Annotated in this window: 20 protein-coding genes; 14 read left to right on the forward strand and 6 right to left on the reverse strand. The window is 43.2% G+C overall.

Translation table 11 applies throughout. The features are described from left to right. Positions 1 to 16: 16 nt before the first annotated feature. Both ACZ5Q7_RS00225 and ACZ5Q7_RS00230 read left to right on the forward strand, forming a co-directional pair. Positions 17 to 406, forward strand: coding sequence for a reverse transcriptase-like protein (locus ACZ5Q7_RS00225; protein ID WP_343754043.1), 390 nt, complete (start codon positions 17 to 19; stop codon positions 404 to 406). Between the two features lie 96 nt (positions 407 to 502). Beyond that, entirely contained in the window at positions 503 to 973 is a 471-nt protein-coding gene (locus ACZ5Q7_RS00230) for a DinB family protein (protein WP_343754045.1), read from the forward strand. Between the two features lie 93 nt (positions 974 to 1066). Here ACZ5Q7_RS00230 and ACZ5Q7_RS00235 read toward each other — a convergent pair whose 3' ends face one another. Next, a complete protein-coding gene (locus tag ACZ5Q7_RS00235) occupies positions 1067 to 1783 on the reverse strand; it encodes an FAD-dependent oxidoreductase (protein ID WP_343754047.1) in 717 nt (238 codons plus the stop codon). A 269-nt stretch (positions 1784 to 2052) separates the two neighbouring features. Here ACZ5Q7_RS00235 and ACZ5Q7_RS00240 point away from each other — a divergent pair, with 269 nt between their 5' ends. Continuing rightward, positions 2053 to 2892, forward strand: coding sequence for a YitT family protein (locus ACZ5Q7_RS00240; RefSeq protein ID WP_343754049.1), 840 nt, complete (start codon positions 2053 to 2055; stop codon positions 2890 to 2892). A gap of 97 nt (positions 2893 to 2989) precedes the next feature. Here the strand turns inward: ACZ5Q7_RS00240 and ACZ5Q7_RS00245 are convergent, their stop codons facing one another. Together ACZ5Q7_RS00245 and codA are read right to left on the reverse strand one after the other, a co-directional pair. Then, positions 2990 to 3931, reverse strand: a complete 942-nt coding sequence (locus tag ACZ5Q7_RS00245; RefSeq protein ID WP_343754051.1) for a glycine betaine ABC transporter substrate-binding protein — start codon at positions 3929 to 3931, stop codon at positions 2990 to 2992. A gap of 483 nt (positions 3932 to 4414) precedes the next feature. After that, entirely contained in the window at positions 4415 to 5659 is a 1245-nt protein-coding gene (gene codA / locus ACZ5Q7_RS00250; RefSeq protein ID WP_343754053.1) for a cytosine deaminase, read from the reverse strand. A gap of 384 nt (positions 5660 to 6043) precedes the next feature. Between codA and ACZ5Q7_RS00255 the strand changes: the two genes are divergently transcribed. The 5 genes from ACZ5Q7_RS00255 (at position 6044) to ACZ5Q7_RS00275 (ending at position 10755) form a co-directional block, all read left to right on the forward strand. Further along, positions 6044 to 6778, forward strand: a complete 735-nt coding sequence (locus ACZ5Q7_RS00255) for a metal ABC transporter ATP-binding protein (RefSeq protein WP_343754220.1) — start codon at positions 6044 to 6046, stop codon at positions 6776 to 6778. After that, a complete protein-coding gene (locus ACZ5Q7_RS00260; protein WP_343754222.1) occupies positions 6778 to 7638 on the forward strand; it encodes a metal ABC transporter permease in 861 nt (286 codons plus the stop codon). The genes ACZ5Q7_RS00255 and ACZ5Q7_RS00260 overlap by 1 nt, the downstream gene beginning before the upstream one ends. A 27-nt stretch (positions 7639 to 7665) precedes the next feature. Beyond that, positions 7666 to 8607: a metal ABC transporter solute-binding protein, Zn/Mn family gene (locus tag ACZ5Q7_RS00265; RefSeq protein WP_343754055.1), complete on the forward strand. Its 942-nt coding sequence runs from the start codon at positions 7666 to 7668 to the stop codon at positions 8605 to 8607. A gap of 162 nt (positions 8608 to 8769) precedes the next feature. After that, the gene (locus tag ACZ5Q7_RS00270; protein ID WP_343754058.1) at positions 8770 to 9816 is read left to right on the forward strand and encodes an LLM class flavin-dependent oxidoreductase; all 1047 of its coding nucleotides are present in this window, start codon (positions 8770 to 8772) and stop codon (positions 9814 to 9816) included. Between the two features lie 15 nt (positions 9817 to 9831). Beyond that, a complete protein-coding gene (locus tag ACZ5Q7_RS00275; protein ID WP_343754060.1) occupies positions 9832 to 10755 on the forward strand; it encodes an NADP-dependent oxidoreductase in 924 nt (307 codons plus the stop codon). Between the two features lie 85 nt (positions 10756 to 10840). On the opposite strand, the gene htpG is transcribed toward ACZ5Q7_RS00275, so the two are convergent. Then, a complete protein-coding gene (gene htpG / locus ACZ5Q7_RS00280) occupies positions 10841 to 12724 on the reverse strand; it encodes a molecular chaperone HtpG (RefSeq protein ID WP_343754062.1) in 1884 nt (627 codons plus the stop codon). A 286-nt stretch (positions 12725 to 13010) separates the two neighbouring features. Here htpG and ACZ5Q7_RS00285 point away from each other — a divergent pair, with 286 nt between their 5' ends. Both ACZ5Q7_RS00285 and ACZ5Q7_RS00290 read left to right on the forward strand, forming a co-directional pair. Further along, on the forward strand, positions 13011 to 13337 hold the full coding sequence (locus ACZ5Q7_RS00285) for a nucleoside triphosphate pyrophosphohydrolase (protein ID WP_343754064.1): 327 nt from the start codon (positions 13011 to 13013) through the stop codon (positions 13335 to 13337). Further along, positions 13334 to 15760, forward strand: coding sequence for a DEAD/DEAH box helicase family protein (locus tag ACZ5Q7_RS00290; protein WP_343754066.1), 2427 nt, complete (start codon positions 13334 to 13336; stop codon positions 15758 to 15760). Before ACZ5Q7_RS00285 ends, ACZ5Q7_RS00290 begins: the two co-directional genes overlap by 4 nt. A gap of 75 nt (positions 15761 to 15835) precedes the next feature. Here ACZ5Q7_RS00290 and ACZ5Q7_RS00295 read toward each other — a convergent pair whose 3' ends face one another. After that, on the reverse strand, positions 15836 to 18016 hold the full coding sequence (locus tag ACZ5Q7_RS00295) for a malate synthase G (RefSeq protein ID WP_343754068.1): 2181 nt from the start codon (positions 18014 to 18016) through the stop codon (positions 15836 to 15838). Between the two features lie 261 nt (positions 18017 to 18277). On the opposite strand from ACZ5Q7_RS00295, the gene ACZ5Q7_RS00300 reads away from it, so the two are divergent. The 4 genes from ACZ5Q7_RS00300 to msrA all read left to right on the forward strand — a co-directional run bounded on the left by ACZ5Q7_RS00300 (position 18278) and on the right by msrA (position 21024). Beyond that, positions 18278 to 19159: a LysR family transcriptional regulator gene (locus ACZ5Q7_RS00300; RefSeq protein WP_343754071.1), complete on the forward strand. Its 882-nt coding sequence runs from the start codon at positions 18278 to 18280 to the stop codon at positions 19157 to 19159. A gap of 97 nt (positions 19160 to 19256) precedes the next feature. Beyond that, a complete protein-coding gene (locus tag ACZ5Q7_RS00305) occupies positions 19257 to 19586 on the forward strand; it encodes a hypothetical protein (RefSeq protein WP_343754078.1) in 330 nt (109 codons plus the stop codon). A 37-nt stretch (positions 19587 to 19623) separates the two neighbouring features. Next, positions 19624 to 20268, forward strand: a complete 645-nt coding sequence (locus ACZ5Q7_RS00310) for a hypothetical protein (RefSeq protein ID WP_343754080.1) — start codon at positions 19624 to 19626, stop codon at positions 20266 to 20268. Positions 20269 to 20286: 18 nt separating this feature from the next. After that, positions 20287 to 21024 carry a peptide-methionine (S)-S-oxide reductase MsrA gene (gene msrA / locus ACZ5Q7_RS00315; protein WP_343754082.1) on the forward strand — a complete coding sequence of 246 codons (738 nt, stop codon included), beginning with the start codon at positions 20287 to 20289 and terminating at the stop codon, positions 21022 to 21024. Positions 21025 to 21132: 108 nt separating this feature from the next. On the opposite strand, the gene uvsE is transcribed toward msrA, so the two are convergent. Further along, positions 21133 to 22101 (reverse strand): UV DNA damage repair endonuclease UvsE, encoded by a 969-nt coding sequence (gene uvsE / locus ACZ5Q7_RS00320; protein WP_343754084.1) that lies wholly within the window; start codon positions 22099 to 22101, stop codon positions 21133 to 21135. Positions 22102 to 22182 lie beyond the last annotated feature (81 nt).

The following is a 22182-nucleotide window of genomic DNA, read 5'->3' on the forward strand; positions in this document are numbered from 1 at the left end:
ATAAGGAAGATGCAGATTGATAGAAGTCTATACAGACGGCGCATCCAAGGGGAATCCAGGATTAAGCGGAGCCGGTATTGTCATCAAAGCACATGGTGAAACGTACGAACATTCTTTTTTATTAGGAAAAATGTCCAACCATGAGGCCGAATTTCATGCTGTCTTACGTGCCATGACGATTTGCAGCAACTATTTTTACGGCGAAATCATTTCACTTCGATCTGATTCCAAGATCGTTGCCGACATTGTGGAAAAGAATTTTACAAAAAACAGGGCTTTCCTTCCTTTTCTCAACCAATTCCGGGAAGCAGCAGATCATTTCCCGCATGTTTTCATGAAATGGATCCCAGAAAAACAGAACACCCATGCCGATTATTTAGCAAGAAAAGCACTTAGGGAATACTGACGCGAGTAGATAAAATCCCGGCCGTGCAAAACAATAGGCATTGACCAGTACAAACGTTATACTTAAGCCAATACCAAATTGAAAAGAGGGATTACTATGAGCAGTGGTATGGATGATGTGGCTCAGGGATGGCTGCAACATCGCATGGTACTTGATGATTTGCTTGCACAGACAACAGATGATGATGTGGATTACAGACCATGGGACGGGGCTATGTCACTCGGAGAACTCGCGATTCACATTGTCACGTCAACCGATATGTTTATTCAAGGCATTAAGCAAGGAGAATTTAGTGAACCGGCCACGGAAAATCATTATAAAACGATGACCGATGTCCGCACAATTGTTGAACGGTATACTGAACATACAAAAGAAGAAATTAAATCAATTTTTGACTTTCAACTTAAGGGTTATATTTTGTTCCAAAGTGTTCGGGCACCGGGTACATACTGGCTATCCAACGCCATCGATCATGAAATTCACCATAAGGGGCAGCTTTTTACCTACGTCCGCATGATCGGCGCACAAAATGTCCCTCCTTTTATGCGACAACCGAATGAGGTATAGCGGCGTATTGTATATCGGATGCAGGAGCCAAACAATTGATCCTGCATCTGAAATATCCTAAGCGAGCTTTCCTATAAAAGACACTATTTTATTTTAGTATCCGGAGAATTCTTCCATACGAATATTATCCTCATTAGCGCCAGCATCTTCAAGCAACTCATACATATCCTGCACCATATCGGATGGTCCGGACAAATAATAAATGGGGTTAGCCACATCCGTTACATGCCTTTTCAGCATGGCTTCATCGATGTGTCCCGTTTCGCCACTCCATTCACCAATATCATCCCCTGTCATGACAGGGATTAATGTAAAGTGATCGTGTTTTTGTGCCATCTCTTCCAATTCAGATAGAAACGGGGCATTATCCGGTGTTTTATTCGAATAAAAAAGCGTGATAGGATGATCGGTTTGCTTATGAAGCGCTTCAGCAATCATGCTCCGCACCGGCGTTATCCCAATACCGCCAATGACAAATACCGCCGGCGTTGATTCGGTTTTATGCAATGTGAAATTACCATGCGGTGCATCCAATTTCACTTCATTTCCGGGTTCCAGGTTCCCAAGCACACGTTTGTATGCCGAATCACGCATGCGGGTCGCCGTCACCAACTCATTTTCGGACGGCCCTTTCACAAACGAAAAAGCTCTCGTATTTCCTTCCTCGTCTGTTTCGGAAGGTTCAATTAATGTAAAATCACCGAATTGACCGGCCTTAAATGAAAAATCGTCCGGCATCTCCCAGTGAAACGCCATCGTTTCGTCAGCAATCTCTTCCTTCTTCAGCAATTTTATCGTATAGTCCGCCATGTGGACACAACTCCCTTCTGCGGCATATTGTGTTCTTTGTGATTGTACCCTGTTTAACGGATCATTAAACAAAGACAAGATAGGCACTCATTGGACGAAAGCGTCACTTTTCAGGGACGGAAAACGAGATCAGGAATCCCGTTCCTAAATTATTTGCGTAAGACCGAATGAAACGGTAAACTCTATATCACATGTTATAAGCCATCATTCATAAACGGCAAATAAACCGTTTAAATAATGGAAATACTAAGGAAAAAGGAGGGGGAATCATGGCGCATCTCCTCAGGGACCTCATTTTTATTATTGTTGGCACGCTTATGTATGCCTTGGCACTCACGATTCTTGCTATTCCAAACAATTTGGCTGATGGCGGCCTTACCGGAATATCCGTGATCGCCCACTATGCATTCGGCTTTTCACCCGGTATCGTGAACTTCATACTGGCATCCATTATCATTCTCATCGGGTATCGTGTCCTTCCGAAACGATCTGTTATGCTAACGATTGTCACGTCACCGCTCATCTCCTTCTTCATCTATATAACAGAAGGGATTGGTGAGTCCCTGGGAGATCCGCTGGTGTCGGCCATATTTGCCGGATTTTTTATTGGCATTGGAACAGGACTGATCTTCCGCACCGGCAGTTCCATGGGAGGAACAAGCGTTATTGCCCGAATGCTTCATTACAACCTGGACTGGGATTTAACGCGAACAAATTTTGTGCTCGACACCATCATTGTCGGGTCAGGCCTGTTTATTATAGGGCCGCTCAATACCATGTATACGATTATATCGCTATTCGTCGGAAAAAAAGCGACAGATCTCATTATAGAAGGGTTGGATACACGTAAAGCTGTCAGCATCATATCCGCTTATGCTCCGGAAATTACTGATGAAGTGGTTCAACATATGAGAACAAGTGCAACTGTTTTCGAGGGATACGGCGGCTATATGAAAGAAAATGCTGACATGGCGTACATCATTATTAGCAAATACCAGCTGTTGAAACTGAAACGCATCATTAATTCAGTGGATGAGCGAGCCTTCGTCGTTGTTCATGACGTCCGGGATGTATTCGGCGGCAGCTTTTCATGGGCACAAAAATCCTGATAAAAACACAGGACGAAAGGGATTCATTTATTCCATATATCGTAGTCCCTGTAAACGAAAACAGGGCTGATTCAACAGCCCTGTTTTCAGTCATCGATTATTCGGTTGGAATACCGTCTAGCCATTTGTCCACTTTATCCTGGTTGTTGTCAAGGTAGTTTTTAACAACATCTTCAACAGGTTTGTCCTCTTGATGGACTTTAGGCATCAGTTTGTTAATCATATCGTAGCTTTCATCATATTGTTCCATAACTTTGTAAGCCCGTGGCGCATCTTCTTTCAACCCTTTGCGGGCGACCGTGTAAATCTGGTCACCTTTCCCGCCATAGACTTTCTTGGAATCATCAAGCATCTTCAAGTCCATGACACCGAACGCCCAATGTGGCTTCCAAAGTGGAACGATAATTGGCTCTTTATTTTCGATGGCAGACTTCAATTCAGTAATCATAGCCGCTTCTGAACTCTCCAGCAATTCCCAATTTTCCAGTCCATATTCTTTGAAAGCATCCTGGGTATTTTGCATAATGCCAGCGCCCGGATCAATGCCTGTAATTTCCCATCCAACAGATTCGCCAAGTTCTTCGTTTCCTTTCAAGTCTTTCATGGAATTCACATCGTCCATGTAGCTTGGAACAGTCAATGCCAATGGAGCTTCGTCCAGCACTTGATTCACCTTAACGAGTTTATCACCATATTTATCCCAGTATGGTTTGTGCGTCGCAGGCAACCATGTGGATGTCTGGAAATCAGCAGACCCATCAGCCATACTCGAGAACATGGCACCGGCCTCAACCTGTTTCTTTTCAACCGTATAGCCGGCTTTCTCAAGCAATTGTTTTAACATCTCAGTACTGACAGTTTCTCTGGCCCAAGCAACATACGGTTCGGTGAGCTCTTTCTGACCTAACTCAGGCCCCTCAGTCTCAGGCTCCTCAGTTGATTCTTCGCCATTATCGGAGCCGTCACCTGACGAATCCGATTCGCCGTTCGCTTCACCATCATCGCCGCATGCAGCTAAAAGCATCGACAACGTAAGCATTAAAACAAATGCTATCAATCCTAACTTAAATTTACTATTTGTAAAAATAGTGAAACCCCCCAAATTCTTTGTATTTTTATCGCCATGCCCTTTATGATCCTAATAGCACAAGACATGGGACAATTATGGCGCAATTACCAGTAAACCATCCATCATCCACAGACGAGGATTAACGTCGGAATAACCAGTAATTTGCAATAACTAGATTTAATAATAACAAAAGGGCTGGTACAACCCAAATCAGTATCCCACAGGAATAAAGAGCATATAGCACTATTCTTGCATTAATTATCGCTCAATTTAATTATTGGATAATTTCCAATGTTAATAAACATATATGCCTATTTATCAAGTTTTACCCACGAATTAAAAGATTACGTCGTCGTTTCCATTACAAAAATGGAGAGACACGACAATGAGTCGCATCTCTCCATTGCTCTCATTAAGTATGTGGCATTAGAAATGTTATCAAGAAATCCCCAATTAAATAGCCATAGTCGTTTCAGACGGTTGAGTTGTGACGATAATGTCACCATTCCGGATGGAATACAACACCGGTGCCTGTGTACGGATCGCTTCATATTCGGATTCCGTATCCAGGACGATTAGATTGGCGCGGTTGCCTTTTTCCACACCATACCCATCCTCAATGCCAAGTGTTTTCGCACCATTGATGGTGATTAAGTCAAGAGCCGTTACGATATGCTCATAATCGGTCATATGACACGCGTGCAACCCCATCTCGACGACACGCATCAAATTGCCGTCACCGAGCGGATACCAGGGGTCCTGAATGGAATCGAGACCGAAACAGACGTTAATGTTCGCTTCACGCATATCTTTCACGCGTGTCACGCCACGTTGAACGGGGAAGCTATCAAAACGTCCCTGCAAATGCAGGTTTGCTTTCGGCAGGGCGATAAAATGCATGCCGGTTTTTTTCAGCGTCTGGAAAAGTTTATAGGTGTAAGCATTGCTGTAGGTGGCCATGGCTGCTGTATGGCTGGCTGTTACACGAGACCCCATCTTTCGTTTCCATGCTTCACCGGCCAACACTTCCAAATACCGGGACTGGTCATCATCAATTTCATCGCAATGAATGTCGACACGTTTTTCGTATGCTTGCGCGAGATCGAGGATTTTATGAACGGAACGAACGCCATCGTCGCGTGTCAGTTCATAATGCGGGATGCCGCCGACAACGTCCGCTCCCATTTCCAGCGCTTGAATGAGCAATGACTCGCCTTCCGGTTTCGTATAAAGTCCCTCTTGAGGAAGGGCAACAATCTGAATGTCCATATAATCTTTAACCTCTTCCTTCACATCAAGCAGAGCCTTTAAACCTGTCAAAGACGGATCGCTGACATCGGCGTGTGTTCGAACGTGCTGGACACCATGTTTAAGCTGCATGCGGATGGCCTGTTTCGCACGTTTTTTAATATCTTCTTTTGTTTCTTGTATTAATTGTTTTCGTTCGGCCCAAATTTCTATGCCCTCAAATACCGAACCTGATGTGTTCCATCTCGGCGTACCGGCAGTAAGCACATAGTCGAGGTGGATATGTGGCTCCACGTATGGCGGCAAGACCATTTTTCCTTGCAAATCCAGAGTTTCATCCTCTATTGTTGCCGTTTGATCCGCGGAAGTAATCGATTGTATAATGCCTTGATTGATCGCAATATCCCATCTGCCTTCATGCCCATACAGCTTTGCATTTTTTAAAAGCATGTTGTCTCTCTCCTTTTCTATGTTACGTTTTATAGTTTATCACATTTGTTTATAGACAAGAAACACAGATGAATGGTTTAAACTTCCATACTTGACACTTATCGGTCACATTATGACTATCATCATAAACATTTTTTCAGTTAGCAAACAGTGCGACATTGTTCGTTATTTTACAATGTGCCGACCGTCCTCTCTTCAGTTTCATCAGAACATCGTTCACCAAATGCCATCCTCCAGCATTAACTAACCATTAGAAATTTGAAAAATGTGTTTACTTCCACTTAAAAATGTACTATACTAACTAAAAGTTGCACATAGGAAACTTTATATCAGTCGTAAAATGATGTTTGTATTACACACTATTTTTAGGAGGGGAAAATAATGATGCAGCAGGCAATTAACGTAAATGGGTTACACGTTTCCTATTACGGCAAGGAAGTTCTCAAGAATGTCAGTTTTTCGTTTAAAACCGGCAATCTGATTGGCATCCTTGGACCAAATGGGGCGGGCAAATCAACATTGATGAAAGCTGTGCTCGGATTGATTCCATACGACGGTGGTCAAATCACTATTGGAGACTGCTCGCTGAATAAGGTGCGCAAACAAATAGCGTATGTTCCACAGCGATCCAATATCGATTGGGACTTCCCTATTATCGTCAAAGACACCGTGTTACTGGGAACTTACCCGAAGCTTGGCCTGTTTCATCGGCCGAAAAAAGCCGATAAAGAATGGGCTATGGAGTGTCTGGAACAGGTTGGCATGGCGGAATTTGCTCAATCACAAATCGGTGAGTTATCCGGCGGCCAGCAACAGCGGGTATTTTTAGCACGGGCATTAGCACAAAATGCTGACTATTTCTTTCTTGATGAACCGTTTGTAGGGATTGATGTAGGAAGTGAAGAAATCATTATCAATAAACTTCGGGAGTTACAAGACCGTAAAAAAACCATTTTTGTCGTTCACCACGATTTATCAAAGGTCGAAAATTACTTCGATGAACTCATTCTCATCAACAAAGAACTGTACGGTGCCGGACCAGTACAACAGGTGTTTCAAATGGAGAATATGGAAAAAGCCTACGGGATGCCACTGGCAATAGCTGGAGGTGGCATGTGATGGAATTTGTCCAGGATCTATTTAACTATGAATTTTTGCGCCGGGCATTCATCACATCCGTTATTGTCGGTATCATATGCGGCATCATCGGTAGTTTTATCGTGCTGCGCGGCATGGCTTTGATGGGAGATGCGATCTCTCATGCGGTCCTTCCCGGTGTCGCCATTTCCTACATGATTGGCATCAACTACTTTTACGGAGCTGTTGTCACTGGCGTGTTAACAGCACTGGGCATCGGTATTATCAATCAAAATAGCCGGGTTAAGAGTGATGCATCCATAGGTTTAGTATTTTCAGCGGCGTTTGCACTTGGTATCGTTCTGATCACCATAGCCAAAAGCGCCACCGACTTAACCCAAATCCTGTTCGGTAACGTATTGGCAGTTCGCCCGTCAGATATGTGGCTGACGATCATTGTTGGCATCATCGTGCTGGCAGCCGTGTTCGTATTTTACAAAGAACTTCTTGTATCCAGTTTTGATGAAACGATGGCCGCAGCCTATGGATTGAAAACACGAATGATTCATTACGGCATCATGATTTTGCTGACGCTGGTAACAGTAGCATCATTGCAGACAGTCGGCGTTATTCTAGTTGTGTCGATGCTTATTACACCTGCATCAACCGCTTATCTGCTGACTAACAGACTATCAACCATGATCGGTCTGGCGGCATTTTTCGGTGCCCTATCGTCGGTACTCGGACTCTACATCAGCAATATGACCGACTTACCCTCAGGACCAATTATTGCCATGGCCACAACCGGCATTTTTATCATTGTGTTTTTATTCGCCCCCAAACAGGGAGTCGTTTGGCGCAAGTTGCAAATCAATAAACAACGAGCACGTCTCGGTAATTAAACTATATGATTAAGGAGTGACCAGGAAATGAGGAAACTATTAATGGCAGTCGTTATGGGCACTTTGCTCATTCTAGCTGCGTGTGGCGGAGAAAAAAGTGCATCAGGGGATGATGGAAACAATGGCGATGACAAACTACAAATCGTGACATCATTTACGATTATCAAGGATTTAGCAGAAGAAATTGGCGGCGATCTCGTGGAGGTCCACAACCTCGTGCCAACCGGAACCGATCCGCACAATTATGAACCATTGCCTGAGGATATTAAACACGCAACCGATGCCGACGTTCTCTTTTACAACGGCATGAATCTGGAAGGTGGAAAAGAAGGATGGTTTTTCAAAATGATCAATTCTGTCGGTCAGGATAAGGACAATGTCTTTAGCGTAACAGATGGAATTGACCCGATGTATATCGGTGGCGGTGATAAGAAAAAGGAAGTTAACCCGCATGCCTTTATTGATCCGAGCGCCGGTGTTCAAATGGCCGAAAACATACGTGATGCGATTATTGAAGTGGATCCGGACCGGGAAGAACAATATAAAGAAGAAGCTGCCGCATATATTGATAAACTGAAAACGATTGAAAAAGATTATGAGAAAAAATTGAGCGAAATACCAGAAGACGACCGTATTATCGTAACAAGTGAGCGGGCTTTCCAATACCTCGCGGACTCCTATGACTTGAAAGAAGGCTTTGTTTTTGAAATTGATACAGAGGAGAACGGAACACCCGAGCAAATTAAAAATCTCGTATCCTTTGTTGAAGACAATGATGCACCGGCGTTATTTGTCGAATCGAACGTTGACCCAAGACCGATGGAAACCGTGTCCCAGGAATCAGGCATCCCGATTTACGACAAACCCATCTATTCCGATGAGATTGAGGAAGAAGGCGGAGAAGTGGACACGTACGTTAAATATTTGAACTATAATCTCGACATTCTCTATGATGGCTTGACCCGGTAAGACATCGACGCCTCTTTGCTGTTGGTATGCAGAGAGGCGTTTTTTAGTTGTTGGATGCGATCATTCTATGCACCAACTGAAACCATTTCTTTGACATTGTTCGGTGTGTTCTCTTTAATAGAACGTATCCTTATTTACATCCATTCCCAAGGAGGCCATCTTATGCGTGGACATACAAACGAGAATGGTTTAAAACTGTCCGTTCTCGACTTGGCAACGATTTACAACGCCGAATCGGTAACGCAAACATTAAATAACTCGGCAGAACTTGTTCAATTGGCAGACAAGCTTGGATACACGCGTTACTGGTTCGCGGAACATCATAATACAAAACACCAGATAAGTACATCACCGGACTTGCTGGCAGCGCACACAGCGGCATTGACCGAACATATCCGTATCGGTTCCGGCGGTGTTATGCTACCGAATCACAGCCCGCTTAAAGTCGTCGAAAACTTCTCTTTATTGGAGGGGTTGCACCCGGGACGAATTGATCTCGGAATGGGGCGTGCGCCGGGGACCGACGGAATGACCGCTCTAGCATTGCGTCGCTCCCGTGAGGCCGTCAACAGCGATCAATCCGGCGAACTTTTAAACGAGTTGCTCGCCTATTTTACAGGAGATTTTCGGGATGATCACCCATTTGCCAACATTACACCAACGCCTGATCGTTCACTGCAACCGGAGCTATTTATGCTTGGCTCGAGTGACGGTGGAAGGCAAATCGCTTCTCAGTTCGGACTTGGCTATGCGTTTGCCGGCCAGATCAATCCGGATTGGGCCGTTCCGGTTCTGCAAAACTATCGGAAACAGTTTCAACCGTCCAAATTCATGAGTGAGCCGTACAGCATCTTGTCCATTATCGTCGTATGCGCTGAAACGGATGAAGAAGCGGCTTACTATGCAGCACCGGCTGAGCTGCAATGGGTGCGTTGGGGAACCGGCCAATTTCAATATGCCCCACCAACGCTGGAAGAAGCTGCAGCTCATACGTACACGCAGGAAGAAGAGATGGTGCGCCAGCAAAATAAAGGACGGTTTATCATTGGTAGCGTGGATACAGTGAAAGAACAAATTATGCAGTTGCAAGAAGACGCACAAATCGACGAACTAATGGTTTTGAATATGATTACCGATAAAGAAGCGCGGCACCAATCGTTCTCCCTGCTTGCCGACGCTTTTCAATTGAGCAGCAACACATCCAACTGAAGGAGGCATACAACTATGCAAACGATGCAAGCATTCGTACGAACCAATGCCAGCAGCAATGACGTAGAAATCGCTGACGTTCCGATACCATCCGTTAACGATGATGAGGTCCTTATAAAAGTGGAAGCATTCGGTGTCGGTATTCACGATCGATATTTTATTCCGAGAGATATAGACTTTCCTTATCCAATCGGCACAGAGGGATCAGGCACCATTGTGCAAACAGGTCATTGTGTGAACGATTTTACCGTCGGGGACCGGGTCATTTTTACAACAACCCTGCAACCAAAAGGCGGTGCGTGGGCTGAGTATGCTGTTGCCCGTCCGGCGGCACTCATTCCCATGCCCGACCATCTCACCTTCCAGCAAGGGGCAGCGGTTCCTGTTGCCGGAAAAACAGCACTGGAAAGTATGCGCGCACTGGACCTTAACAAAGGCGATCACCTTTTTATCGCTGGTGCGTCCGGAGCGATTGGTACCTTTGTCATCCAGCTGGCAGCAGCCAAAGGCATTCATGTGGCCGGTTCCGCTTCCGCAAGAAATCATGATTATATGACATCGCTCGGCGCGGAAAAAACGGTCGATTACCATGATCCGGACTGGCAAAAGCAAGTCAATGAATGGGGAGATGGCGGTGTCACAGCAGCCTTAGCCATTCAACCAGGGACAGGAAAAGACAGTATGCCCGTTGTGAAAGACCGTGGGAAAATCATTACCGTATCAGGTGATCAACTCGACGGCGAACGAGGTATTACGGTTCAGCAAATGGGCCACCATGCCGATACCCAAAACGATGTCGTCAAGCTTGCACACGACATTGCAAATGAAAAAATCACGCTTGTTATTGAAAAGGAATACCCATTTGAACAAGGGTTGGAGGCACTTCAAAAAACCGAAACAAGGCATGCAAGAGGGAAATTAGTGGTAACAACGCCTTAAATTCAGACCAGGCGCCTTTTCCCCACCTTCCAACAAAAATGGGAACGGCAGCCGCTTAATTAGCTCCGTTCCCATCTCACATGATTTATGAAACCATGACTTTACATATATCGTTGGTAAAGGTGACCGGATCGTTTACCGGCAATCCTTCAATCAGGAGGGCCTGGTTGTACAATAAATTTGTGTACAATTTGAACGTCTCCTCATCCTGATTATATACCTGCTTTAATGAGTCGAATATATCGTGGTTGACGTTTATTTCCAACACTTTTTCCGCGTTTATTTGCTGGTTGTTCGGCATCATGTTCAACGTTTTTTCCATGTCCAACGAGATGTCGCCATCCGCTGTCAGACAGACGGGATGAGATTTCAATCGCTTGGAAACACGGACTTCTTTTACTTTGTCAGAAAGAATCGTTTTCATTTCGTCAAACAGCGCTTTATTCGCATCGGCTTCTTCGGTAGCTTGCTGATCGTCTTCGTCCAAATCAATGCCCAAATCACCACTGGACACCGAGCGGAATTCGATATCGTTATAGTTTGCCATCATGGTAATGGCAAATTCATCCACTTCATCCGTGAAATATAAAATTTCATACCCTTTATCTGCCACCAGTTCGGTTTGCGGCAGCTTTTCAATTCGATCGCGAGACTCCCCTGCAGCATAATAGATATACGGCTGATCCTCTTTCATTCGTGAAACATAGTCATCCAGTGTGACCAATTTCTTTTCCGTGGATGAATAGAACATTAACAGATCCTGCAACGTCTCTTTGTTGGCACCAAAATCACTGTATACGCCAATCTTTAACTGACGGCCAAAGGAGTCATAAAATCGTTCGTATGCCTCACGGTCATTCTGCTGCAGCTGCAGAAGCTGTTGTTTAACTTTTTTATTGATGTTTTTCTCAATCAGTTTAAGCTGTCTGTCATGCTGAAGCATCTCGCGTGAAATATTTAACGATAAATCCTCAGAGTCCACCATACCTTTTACAAAACTGAAGTGATCCGGCAGCAAGTCCGCGCATTTTTCCATAATCAGTACGCCATTTGAGTACAGCTGCAACCCTTTTTCATACTCTTGTGTGTAAAAGTCAAATGGTGCGGTTTCCGGAATGAACAAAATAGCGTTATAACGAACGTTGCCGTCCACTTGAAGATGCACATGCTTCAGTGGTTTATCATGGCCAAAACATTGTTCCTGATAAAATTGTTCATAATCCTCATCGGTCAATTCGTTTTTATTTTTTCGCCAAATCGGCACCATGCTGTTGACCGTTTCTTCCTCGGTATATTCAACGTATTCATCGCTTTCCTCGTCTTTCGGCTCGCTTTTTGTCACGTTCATCTTAATCGGATAACGGATGAAATCGGAATATTTCTTAATGATGGTTTGCAGCGTCTGCTCGTCCAGGTACTGGTCATAATCTTCATCATCCGTGCTTTCCTTCATTTTAATATAAATTTCCGTACCTGCTTCAGCTTTTTCGTACGGCTCAATCGTATAACCGTCCGTGCCTTGTGACTCCCATTTATAGGCATCATCACTGCCGTACGCCTTGGTGATGACGGTGACAGCATCGGCAACCATAAACGCAGCGTAAAACCCGACACCAAATTGCCCGATAATGTCGTGGCCATCCTTCATTTCATTTTCATTCTTAAATGACAATGATCCGCTTTGGGCAATAACGCCAAGATTGGATTCCAGTTCGTCTTGAGTCATACCAATTCCGGTATCGATGACTTTTAAGATCCGATTATCTTTATCAGCCTCAATCTTAATATAGTAATCGGCCGGGTCAAATTGGATAGAGTCATCGGTCAGCGCCTTATAATAAACTTTGTCGATGGCATCACTCGCATTGGAAATCAACTCCCGCAGGAACACTTCCCGTTGTGAATAAATAGAGTTAATCATCAGTTCCAATAACCGTTTCGATTCCGCTTTAAATTGTTTCTCAGCCATCCGTGATCACTCCTTTTGAAAATTATGTAATAAAAATGATTGCTTATATTGTACGCTCGTTTTCTGTTTCTGCTATTTAGCACTCTCCTTTTCCGAGTGATAATTCCCAATCTATTAAATACCATGTGAACTCTTCTATGTCAAATGACAGATCAAAACGGATAGTGAATGGTAATTATTGTCACGTCATAAACGTTGAGCCCAGAAAATTTCTCTTCCCCCCTACTTGCCCGCCCTCCGCCTTTTCTATACAATAAACTCAGAAATACCGGAAAGGATGTTTCTCATGCCGACTTACAATAAACTCGTACGCGACCGCATCCCGGAGATTATCAAAAGGGACGGAAAACAAGCTACAACTGACATTTTGGATAGCAATCATTACATAGCCGAATTGAAATCAAAATTACACGAGGAAGTGGCTGAATATCAGGATGCTTCAACCGATGCGGACTCCTTGGAGGAACTGGCGGATATTCTGGAGATTATGCATGCTCTTTCAAAAACGCATGGCGCTTCGATAGAAAACGTAGAAGCTATTCGTCAAGAAAAGGCTCGCAAACGAGGAGGCTTTGACGATAAAATTTATTTAATTGAGGTTGACGATACATGAGCGATATTTCCCTGCATACCAAACAGCTCCACCAACAGTTAAAACAAGATATTCAGAACTCATCCACCATTTATATTATCAGTTCCTTTATAATGAAAACCGGTGTCGATGTTTTATATGAAGCCCTTCAGGATGCGCTTGCTAACGGAGCTGATATCAAATTATTAACCGGAGATTATTTGTATGTCACACAGCCTGAAGCACTCAGCAAATTGCTGGAATTAGAAGGCGATACCATTGAAATCAGACTATGGCGCAGCAACGGCATCGCTTTTCATCCAAAAACATACATATTCAAGCATCGGGAAGAAGGCGCACTTATCGTTGGTTCATCCAATATGTCCCGTTCAGCTTTCACAAATGGTATGGAATGGAATTTGCGTATGCAGCGCAATGCATCTTTTGAGACATTTGAAACTGCGATGAATACATTTATCGAATCATTTTACGCCAGCCAAACCACTCGTGTTAATGCAGAGTCATTTAAAATATATAAACAGGAATATGATCAATTCCACGCCAATCATGCGAATCTTATCTCTAACTGGACCAGACAGGAAGAAATTGAACTTACTCTTCCTGATATGGATACAAGCGAGCAGCCGGATTACATACAGGAAACGTCCCCAGCTTACGAAACAAGGGTTGTTCCGCGGCAGGCACAAAAAGAAGCATTGGAAGCACTCCAGAATACAATCGAGGAAGAATACAATAAAGCCATGGTTGTCATGGCAACAGGACTCGGCAAAACATACATGGCAGCATTTTTAGCTAAGCAATTTAACAAAGTATTGTTTGTAGCTCATCGAGAGGAAATTTTATTGCAGGCAAAAAAGAGCTTTGAACGTATCCTCGGAAAATCCGGCGGCCTGTTTTACGGAGCAGAAAAAGAACTAAACCACGATATGCTGTTTGCATCTATTTTCACCTTGAGTATGCAAGAACAGCTACACCGGTTTGACTCAGATGAATTCGACTTAATAATCGTGGATGAATTTCATCATGCCGCAGCTAAAAGCTATCAGAACATCATAAACTATTTCGAACCCGCATTTTTACTTGGATTGACAGCGACACCTGAGCGGACAGACGGTCAGGATGTGTTTGCTCTTTGTAATGGGAATGTTGCCTATGAGATGTCATTTATCGAAGCCATACAACGTGGTTGGCTTTCCCCTTTTACCTATTACGGTGTAAAAGACACGGTTGACTATTCCGACATACGCTGGCTTGGCAACCATTATGATCAGCATGAACTAATGATGAGTCAATTAAAGACAGAACAGGCTAGCTACATTTATCATCAATGGATACAGTACAAACAATCACGCACACTGGTATTTTGCTCGTCCATCCAGCAGGCGGTTTTTTTAGCCAACTATTTTGAGGGTCAAGGAACACGGTCAATCGCACTAACGTCGGAAACGAAAACTATATCACGCAACCAAGCGATAAACATGCTGGAATCAAGAGCGATTGATATCATCTTTACAGTTGACCTTTTTAATGAAGGTGTGGATATTCCATCCGTGGATACCTTATTATTTGTCCGACCAACCGAATCCCTTGTTGTCTTCACCCAGCAAATTGGGCGCGGGTTGCGACACTTTCCCGGTAAAGACTCCTGCGTGATCATTGATCTTATCGGAAATTACCGGCACGCGGATACCAAACTTCAAGTCCTGGACCAAAACCAAACATCAAAAACGTCATCAGCCCGGAAAAATGTTGTACCGATTGTACCAGAGACATGCGGCATTCATTTAGAAACGGATGTTATTCACCTGCTGGAAGAGCTACGAAAAAAACGCAGTCCCCGGAAAGAAAGGGTCTTCAACGATTATATCGACGTCAAGGAACAACTGGGAAGACGTCCGACATACACAGAAGCCCACCTGAATGGCACCGTGAATGCTAAGGAGTATAATCAGGCTTTCGGCGGTTTTTTTGCATTTTTAAAGCAATATGGCGAACTGACAGAACACGAAACTAATGTGTACCAAAAACATTATGCTTGGCTAAAAAAAGTGGAAAAAGAACCCATGACCAAATCCTATAAAATGGTCATCCTGATGTATTTACTAGAAAAGGGCTCGGCTGAGTGGCTAAAACCCATTACACCAGTGGAAGTGGCGCCTTACTTTCACCGCTTTTTCATGACAAAAGAATACCGCAAGCATATAGACTTTTCCAGCAACAATACAAAAAAACTGTGGAATTATGATGAGAAAGGTGTTGCTCGCTTAATTGCTACCATGCCCATGGAAAAATGGGTAGGAAACGATGGGCTTTTATTCTTTGACGGCGAACAATTTGGTATTAATTTCAGCGTTAACGAAGCTGATCAGGAAATACTTCATGAAATGACAGAACAAATATGTACCTATAAGTTGCATGTCTATTTTGAACGGAAGAAGCGATAAGAAAGATAGTTCAATAGGAAACGTCTTAAATTAGGGAGAGGAGTTCTTCACCCCTCCCCTCCTTCGTTCTGATCATTATTTTTTAGTTGCAATGAGTGATTTCACTTCTTGACGACGACGGTGCAGGATTGGCTCTGTGTAACCATTCGGTTGCTCGGCCCCTTTGAAAACCAGGTCGCGAGCAGCCTGGAAAGCGACCGACTGATCGTAGTTATCAGACATAGCCCTGTAATTAGGGTCGCCTTCGTTTTGTTTATCGACCACTTTGGCCATACGTTTCAACGTCTCTTCCACTTGATCTTTGGAACAAATGCCGTGATGGAGCCAGTTTGCCATATGCTGACTGGAAATACGCAATGTCGCACGGTCTTCCATAAGCGCAACGTCATTGATATCCGGCACTTTTGAGGAACCGACGCCTTGTTCCACCCAGCGTACAACGTACCCCAGTATGCCTTGCGCATTGTTATCGAGCTCCTGCTGGATGTCTTCATTGCTCCATGCTGGATTTTCAACAATTGGAATCTGAAGCATCTTGTCTACGTAATGATCGGTTTCTCCTTTTAACTGTTCCTGGACCCCTCCTATATCAACTTGATGATAATGGAGGGCGTGCAACGTGGCTGCAGTAGGCGACGGGACCCATGCCGTGTTGGCGCCAGCTTTTAGATGGCCAATCTTCTGCTCCATCATTTCCTTCATAAGATCAGGCATTGCCCACATACCTTTTCCGATCTGGGCACGATTTTGAAAGCCACTGTCCAAGCCAGCCTTGACGTTTGATTTTTCATAGCTATCCAGCCATTGCGATGATTTCATATCTTTTTTCCGGATCATCGGACCGGCTTCCATAGAGGTATGGATTTCGTCACCGGTTCTATCCAGAAATCCAGTGTTTATAAATACAACACGATCTTTGACTTCCCGGATACAATTTTCTAAGTTTAATGACGTACGGCGCTCCTCATCCATCACACCGACCTTCAATGTATGTCTGTCCAGATCCAGCATATCTTCTACTTTCGAAAAGAATTCATTCGTAAAAGCCACTTCTTTTGACCCGTGCATTTTTGGCTTTACTATATAGATCGATCCTTCTGATGAGTTTTGATACGTCCCATTTTGAAGAAGGTCGTGTTTAGCAATTAAGCTTGTCATAATACCATCAAGGAGGCCTTCAGGTATTTCCTTGCCGTTTTCATCGATGACGGCGTCTGTCGTCATTAAATGCCCCACGTTACGGATAAGCATTAATGAACGGCCGGATAACGAGAAATGACTACCATGGGGGTCTTGATATGTGCGGTCCGGGTTAAGTGTTCGTGTTACCGTTTTACCGTCTTTCGTAAAGGTTTCACTTAAATCTCCTTTCATTAAGCCCAACCAGTTCCGGTAGACCTGCACTTTATCTTCGGCATCAACAGCGGTTACGGAATCTTCACAGTCTATTATGGTCGTTATAGCGGATTCGACGAGAATGTCTTTTACACCAGCTTTATCGGTTTTGCCGATGGGATCATCATAGTCAATTTGAATCTCCAGATGCAGATGATTATTTTTTAGCAAAAATGCGGTTGCATTGTCCGCATCACCTTGAAACCCGATAAATTGGGACGGATCGTTAAGACCAGTCGTTTCACCGTTACTCAATGCGGCCGACAATTGACCATTAACAATCGTGTATGCGTCAACGTCCTTGTGAGAAGCATCCTTCAAAGGAACGGCACGATCAAGGTAGTCTTTCGCCGTTGCGATAACCTTGTCACCACGTACCGGGTTGTATTGATTTTGAATGTCGGCCCCATCTTCTTCGCTAATGATATTGGTTCCATAAAGGGCATCATATAAACTGCCCCAACGCGCATTCGCTGCGTTCAGTGCATAGCGTGCATTCGTAAGTGGAACGACCAATTGCGGGCCAGCCTGTAATGCCATTTCTTCATCAATATTTTTGGTATTGATGGTGAAATCCTCTGTTTGCGATTCAATATAACCAATGTCTTCCAAAAAGGTCTTATACTGATTAATATTAAAGCTTCCCTTACTCGCTTTATGCCACGTGTCAATTTGCTCCTGTAATTTCTTTCGTTGTGTTAATAATTGCTCATTTTCCGGGACGAACGAACGAATGGTATATTCAAAGTCCTTCCAGAATTGGTCACTTTTTAAGCCGGTTCCGGGGAGGACGTCTTGATTAACAAACTCATACAATTCTTGAGACACCTGATAGTTATTCAATGTTACGAATTTTTCCATTGCGATGAACCTCCTATCAAATTGAAATGATGATAAGAATACAAAGACGAATGACCACGAAATAAGAACCATTATTCGATCGAGATATCTGAAATATGCCCCTCTTCTCGTGCCACCTTTCAAAATACATTTAAAAGTCTTCATATTCTGTTATTATTAGTGTACAATACATCCATGGCATAAATGAAATACATATATTGAATGTTTGTTATGCATTCAAGTTATAATAAACGGTTATTGGTTAAGGAGAGGGGAATCAGAATGGATATTCGTCATTTGGAATATTTTTTTGAAGTGGCCAAACATTTAAACTTTACGAAGGCCGCACAATCTTTACACGTGTCACAGCCATCGCTGAGTAAAACAATAAAGAATCTTGAAAATGAACTTGACGTTTCCTTAATCTATCGTTCAGCCAAACAAATTAAATTAACGGACGCCGGGGAAGCCTTTTTCATTAACACGAAACATGTGCTGGGCGCATTCAATAACCTGACGTCGGAAATAAATGAATTGATGCAGTTAAAAAAGGGAGAAATTAAAATTGGTATCCCCCCGATCATTGGGGCATCGTTCTTTTCAAAATTGATCAGTCACTTTAAAGACGCGTATCCATTAGTTGATATAAAATTGAGAGAAGTGGGTACAAAAACGATTAAACAAGAAGTTAAGAACGAATCGTTAGACATTGGTTTAATTTGTAATTTGCCTGCTGATACGGATGAATTCGGTCTTATAGAAATGGACAGGGATCCATTAATGGTTATTATTAATTGTGACAATCCTTTAGCTTCCAATAAAACAATGAAACTGTCGTATCTGAAAAACGAATCATTTATTTTGTATCGAAATGACTTTTCTTTATATGATCGGATTATAAGCGAGTGTTTGCAAAACCAATTCACCCCTGACATTGTCTGTGAAAGTTCACAAAAAGAATTTATGGTAGAAATGACCGGTGCCAAACTAGGAATAGCCTTATTACCGAGCAGAATATGTCAAGATATTACTCACCCTAACATCGTTTCCCTTCCTTTGGAAAATTCCGATCTTCACTTGGATCTCGGGATGATATGGAAAAAAGATAGATATTTGTCTTTCGCTGTACGTGAATTTATTTCCAAGTCAAAAGAAATCGTATAGATTGGATTTAAAGACCCATAAGAAAATAAAAACTGGATGAATCGGTATCAAATATGTAAAAATGACTATTAATGATTCATATCTTGGAGGAAAAATAATGGAAGAAACGGTTTCGTTACATGCCTTAAAGGCTTTAGTGGAAAAGAAAACAAAGAAGAAGATTCTCATTAAAGTGATCTGGAATGATCAGGAAAAAATGACGCTGTTCATTACACCTAATATGAACATCCATTCGTTTATTTTCGACAAAAACGATGGTTACATTTTTTACGATCAGGAAGGCAATCCTTTGACACGCGATATTCCCCTTGTCATTCCGGAGAAAAATTTAGAGGACGGGAAAGTGCTGTTGAGCGAGTCTTTATTACTAAACCATCAGCCCTTGTCCCATGAAGATCGATTATTTCTAAAAAACGATGCGTTATAGTAACATGAACAGAGATCAGTCATTTAAGGGGGGGCTTATGTTGCGTTTTCGATCTTTAGCTATAATGGTATATTTATCAGTATTTATGTTAGCCGCATGCACGGACACGGGTGAAAAGAAAGGCGATGCGGCGATTGCCCAAGCTGATTTAACGGATTTTGAAGAACAATTAATGGATCTGTCCAACGAGACATCATTTGCCTATGACATTAATCTCCATAACGAAAAAGCGAGACAGCTTGAAGTGATGGTGGAACACTATGAAGACGGCGAAAAAGTCAATGAGGTGGTCCATTTTGCATCCGACTTAAAAGGAACAAAACCATCCGATGACCTGAGAGTCGTATTCTTGCGGCAAATGATCGGTCAAGGAAAAGAAAAATGGGTGGCCTCGATTATGACGGAGAATGGACGAGCGAGTACTGAAAACATCGTGAAAACGCCGTCCGATGATTATACGAGCGTCTCATCAGGCGGTGTCGGTTCCAAAATACCCTTTAACATAGGGGAACAAAAGTATGCAGCAACCATTAAACATACGAATAAAACGAGTGTCACGCAGCGGACCAACATGGAAACAGAAGAAGCCATCAAAAAAGCAACGGATTATGAACACGTTTATCTGATGTCGGTGCAATTGAATGAACAGTTCGAGAAGCTGGAGGAAAAGAACGATAAATAAATGCGAGGGGGGTCACAGATGCAGCTCACATACAAATTGATTGTTGTTGTGCTGTGCAGTCTATTTCTTGCTGCGTGCGGCGGGCAGCCTCAGGGGACGTCCAACGATTCGAACAATAACCATCCCGATCCATCATCCGCTGCAAAAGAAGACGGATATATGCTGAAGTCAGACGTCGACAATATTAATGATCATCTTGATTACAGCGATCGCAAGCTGGACAAAATTTATTTCGCAGGCGGCTGTTTCTGGGGAGTAGAAGCGTATATGAGCCGCATTTACGGCGTGGCCGACGTTGTCTCTGGTTATGCCAACGGTGAAGGCAAAAATCCAAGTTACGCCGATGTGATCAAGGGAGACAAGCACTTTGCCGAAACGGTCGAAGTAACCTATGATCCCGAACGTGTATCACTCGATACACTCATCGACCGACTGTTTCAGGTCATCGATCCGACATCTGAAAACAAGCAAGGCAATGATGTTGGCGTACAATACCGAACAGGCATTTATTACACGAATAAAGCAGACAAAAAAACAGTGACATCAGCCGTGAAGAACGAGCAAACGTATTATGATGAGGAAATAGCTACCGAGGCCAAGCCGCTGAAAAACTTCTACACAGCTGAAGAGGAACATCAGGATTATTTGGAGAAAAATCCGAATGGTTACTGTCATATCAATTTAAATACCGCTAATACGTTTGCCATTGATCCGATTGAGATGGATGAGGAAATCGTGAAGAAGCTGAGTAAATGATCTGGTACCGTATTGAAGCGTTAGGTCCATTCGACGGTCCCAACGCTTCTTTTTCGTTGTCTGGGCTGTTTGAAAAGTTTGGACGACCATTCAGCTAAAATGTCGCGCTCATACATAAAAACGTGCGCCATCCATGATGGTTACTTCTGGATATTCTTGCAAATCCTTCATTAAGGTAAATAACGCATCATCCTTTTGCTTTGCTTCGATCATGCAGTCTATTTGGGCCACACTCCCTTTTACCGACCTTAAAAAATCCATCAGCATGCTGCTATCCACATAATCGGCATGCGCGCGAAATTTCTCTTCTGACCGCGGGCTTGAGATATGTACTTTCACAGGTAGTGTTGATTGTTTCCACGTATTAACCATTCGCGTCCATTCATCTTTCCAATTTTCATTGTCATCATGGTTTGCCAAATAATGATGGTAATCAAACACCATTGGTATAGCCAGTTTTTCACATAGATATAACGTATCTGCCGGTGTAAATATTTTGTCATCATTTTCAAGCATAATCATCTGTTGCAAATCGGTTGGCACATAAGCCCAATTATGAATGAAACTCTCAAGCGCCTTTTCTTTATCGCCATATCCTCCGCCAACATGCAGGACACATCGGTGTTTCGGATCTATTCCCATTCCTTTCAACAGTCTATAATGCATGCGCAGTGTATGAATCGCTTGCTGCAAGACTTCTTTTTTTGGTGAATTTAGCAACACAAAATGATCCGGATGAAAATCAATACGTTGTTCCGGATGATGCATTAGAAAATCTCCAATCTCCTCTAGCGGTTCTTGGATTGAACTCATATAATTCCATTCGTGAAGATCCGGATGTGTGGCAAGTGGAACAAGTTTGGACGAGAACCGGAAAAAGGAAATATCGTGCGCAACATTATGTTTTAGCAACCTAAGACAATTATGTAGGTTTGTTTGAGCGATTCGTTCCAGTTTATGAATGGCGGCTTCTTGATCCTCCATTTTAGAAAACGTCGCATAGGTCATCGTTTTAGACGGTGATGCATTCTGTAAGTGCACACTCATCGCAACATAACCAAGACGCACCAATGTCATGGACTGACCCTCCCTTTTTTTGCTTGTTTTAGGTTGCACATAATCATGATCGTTACTCTCAGACATCCAAAACCCTCACTG

Source organism: Lentibacillus halophilus, assembly GCF_055395055.1.

Bases quoted from the DNA above. Each gene is read 5' to 3' on its own strand.
- ACZ5Q7_RS00240 (WP_343754049.1), top strand. From the start codon at position 2,053: ATGGCGCATCTCCTCAGGGACCTCATTTTTATTATTGTTGGCACGCTT.
- ACZ5Q7_RS00285 (WP_343754064.1), top strand. From the start codon at position 13,011: ATGCCGACTTACAATAAACTCGTACGCGACCGCATCCCGGAGATTATC.
- msrA (WP_343754082.1), top strand. From the start codon at position 20,287: ATGCAGCTCACATACAAATTGATTGTTGTTGTGCTGTGCAGTCTATTT.
- ACZ5Q7_RS00300 (WP_343754071.1), top strand. From the start codon at position 18,278: ATGGATATTCGTCATTTGGAATATTTTTTTGAAGTGGCCAAACATTTA.
- ACZ5Q7_RS00295 (WP_343754068.1), bottom strand. From the start codon at position 18,016: ATGGAAAAATTCGTAACATTGAATAACTATCAGGTGTCTCAAGAATTG.
- ACZ5Q7_RS00255 (WP_343754220.1), top strand. From the start codon at position 6,044: ATGCAGCAGGCAATTAACGTAAATGGGTTACACGTTTCCTATTACGGC.
- ACZ5Q7_RS00230 (WP_343754045.1), top strand. From the start codon at position 503: ATGAGCAGTGGTATGGATGATGTGGCTCAGGGATGGCTGCAACATCGC.
- ACZ5Q7_RS00290 (WP_343754066.1), top strand. From the start codon at position 13,334: ATGAGCGATATTTCCCTGCATACCAAACAGCTCCACCAACAGTTAAAA.
- ACZ5Q7_RS00260 (WP_343754222.1), top strand. From the start codon at position 6,778: ATGGAATTTGTCCAGGATCTATTTAACTATGAATTTTTGCGCCGGGCA.
- codA (WP_343754053.1), bottom strand. From the start codon at position 5,659: ATGCTTTTAAAAAATGCAAAGCTGTATGGGCATGAAGGCAGATGGGAT.
- htpG (WP_343754062.1), bottom strand. From the start codon at position 12,724: ATGGCTGAGAAACAATTTAAAGCGGAATCGAAACGGTTATTGGAACTG.
- ACZ5Q7_RS00245 (WP_343754051.1), bottom strand. From the start codon at position 3,931: ATGCTTACGTTGTCGATGCTTTTAGCTGCATGCGGCGATGATGGTGAA.
- ACZ5Q7_RS00265 (WP_343754055.1), top strand. From the start codon at position 7,666: ATGAGGAAACTATTAATGGCAGTCGTTATGGGCACTTTGCTCATTCTA.
- ACZ5Q7_RS00310 (WP_343754080.1), top strand. From the start codon at position 19,624: ATGTTGCGTTTTCGATCTTTAGCTATAATGGTATATTTATCAGTATTT.
- ACZ5Q7_RS00275 (WP_343754060.1), top strand. From the start codon at position 9,832: ATGCAAACGATGCAAGCATTCGTACGAACCAATGCCAGCAGCAATGAC.
- ACZ5Q7_RS00235 (WP_343754047.1), bottom strand. From the start codon at position 1,783: ATGGCGGACTATACGATAAAATTGCTGAAGAAGGAAGAGATTGCTGAC.
- ACZ5Q7_RS00270 (WP_343754058.1), top strand. From the start codon at position 8,770: ATGCGTGGACATACAAACGAGAATGGTTTAAAACTGTCCGTTCTCGAC.
- uvsE (WP_343754084.1), bottom strand. From the start codon at position 22,101: ATGACATTGGTGCGTCTTGGTTATGTTGCGATGAGTGTGCACTTACAG.
- ACZ5Q7_RS00305 (WP_343754078.1), top strand. From the start codon at position 19,257: ATGGAAGAAACGGTTTCGTTACATGCCTTAAAGGCTTTAGTGGAAAAG.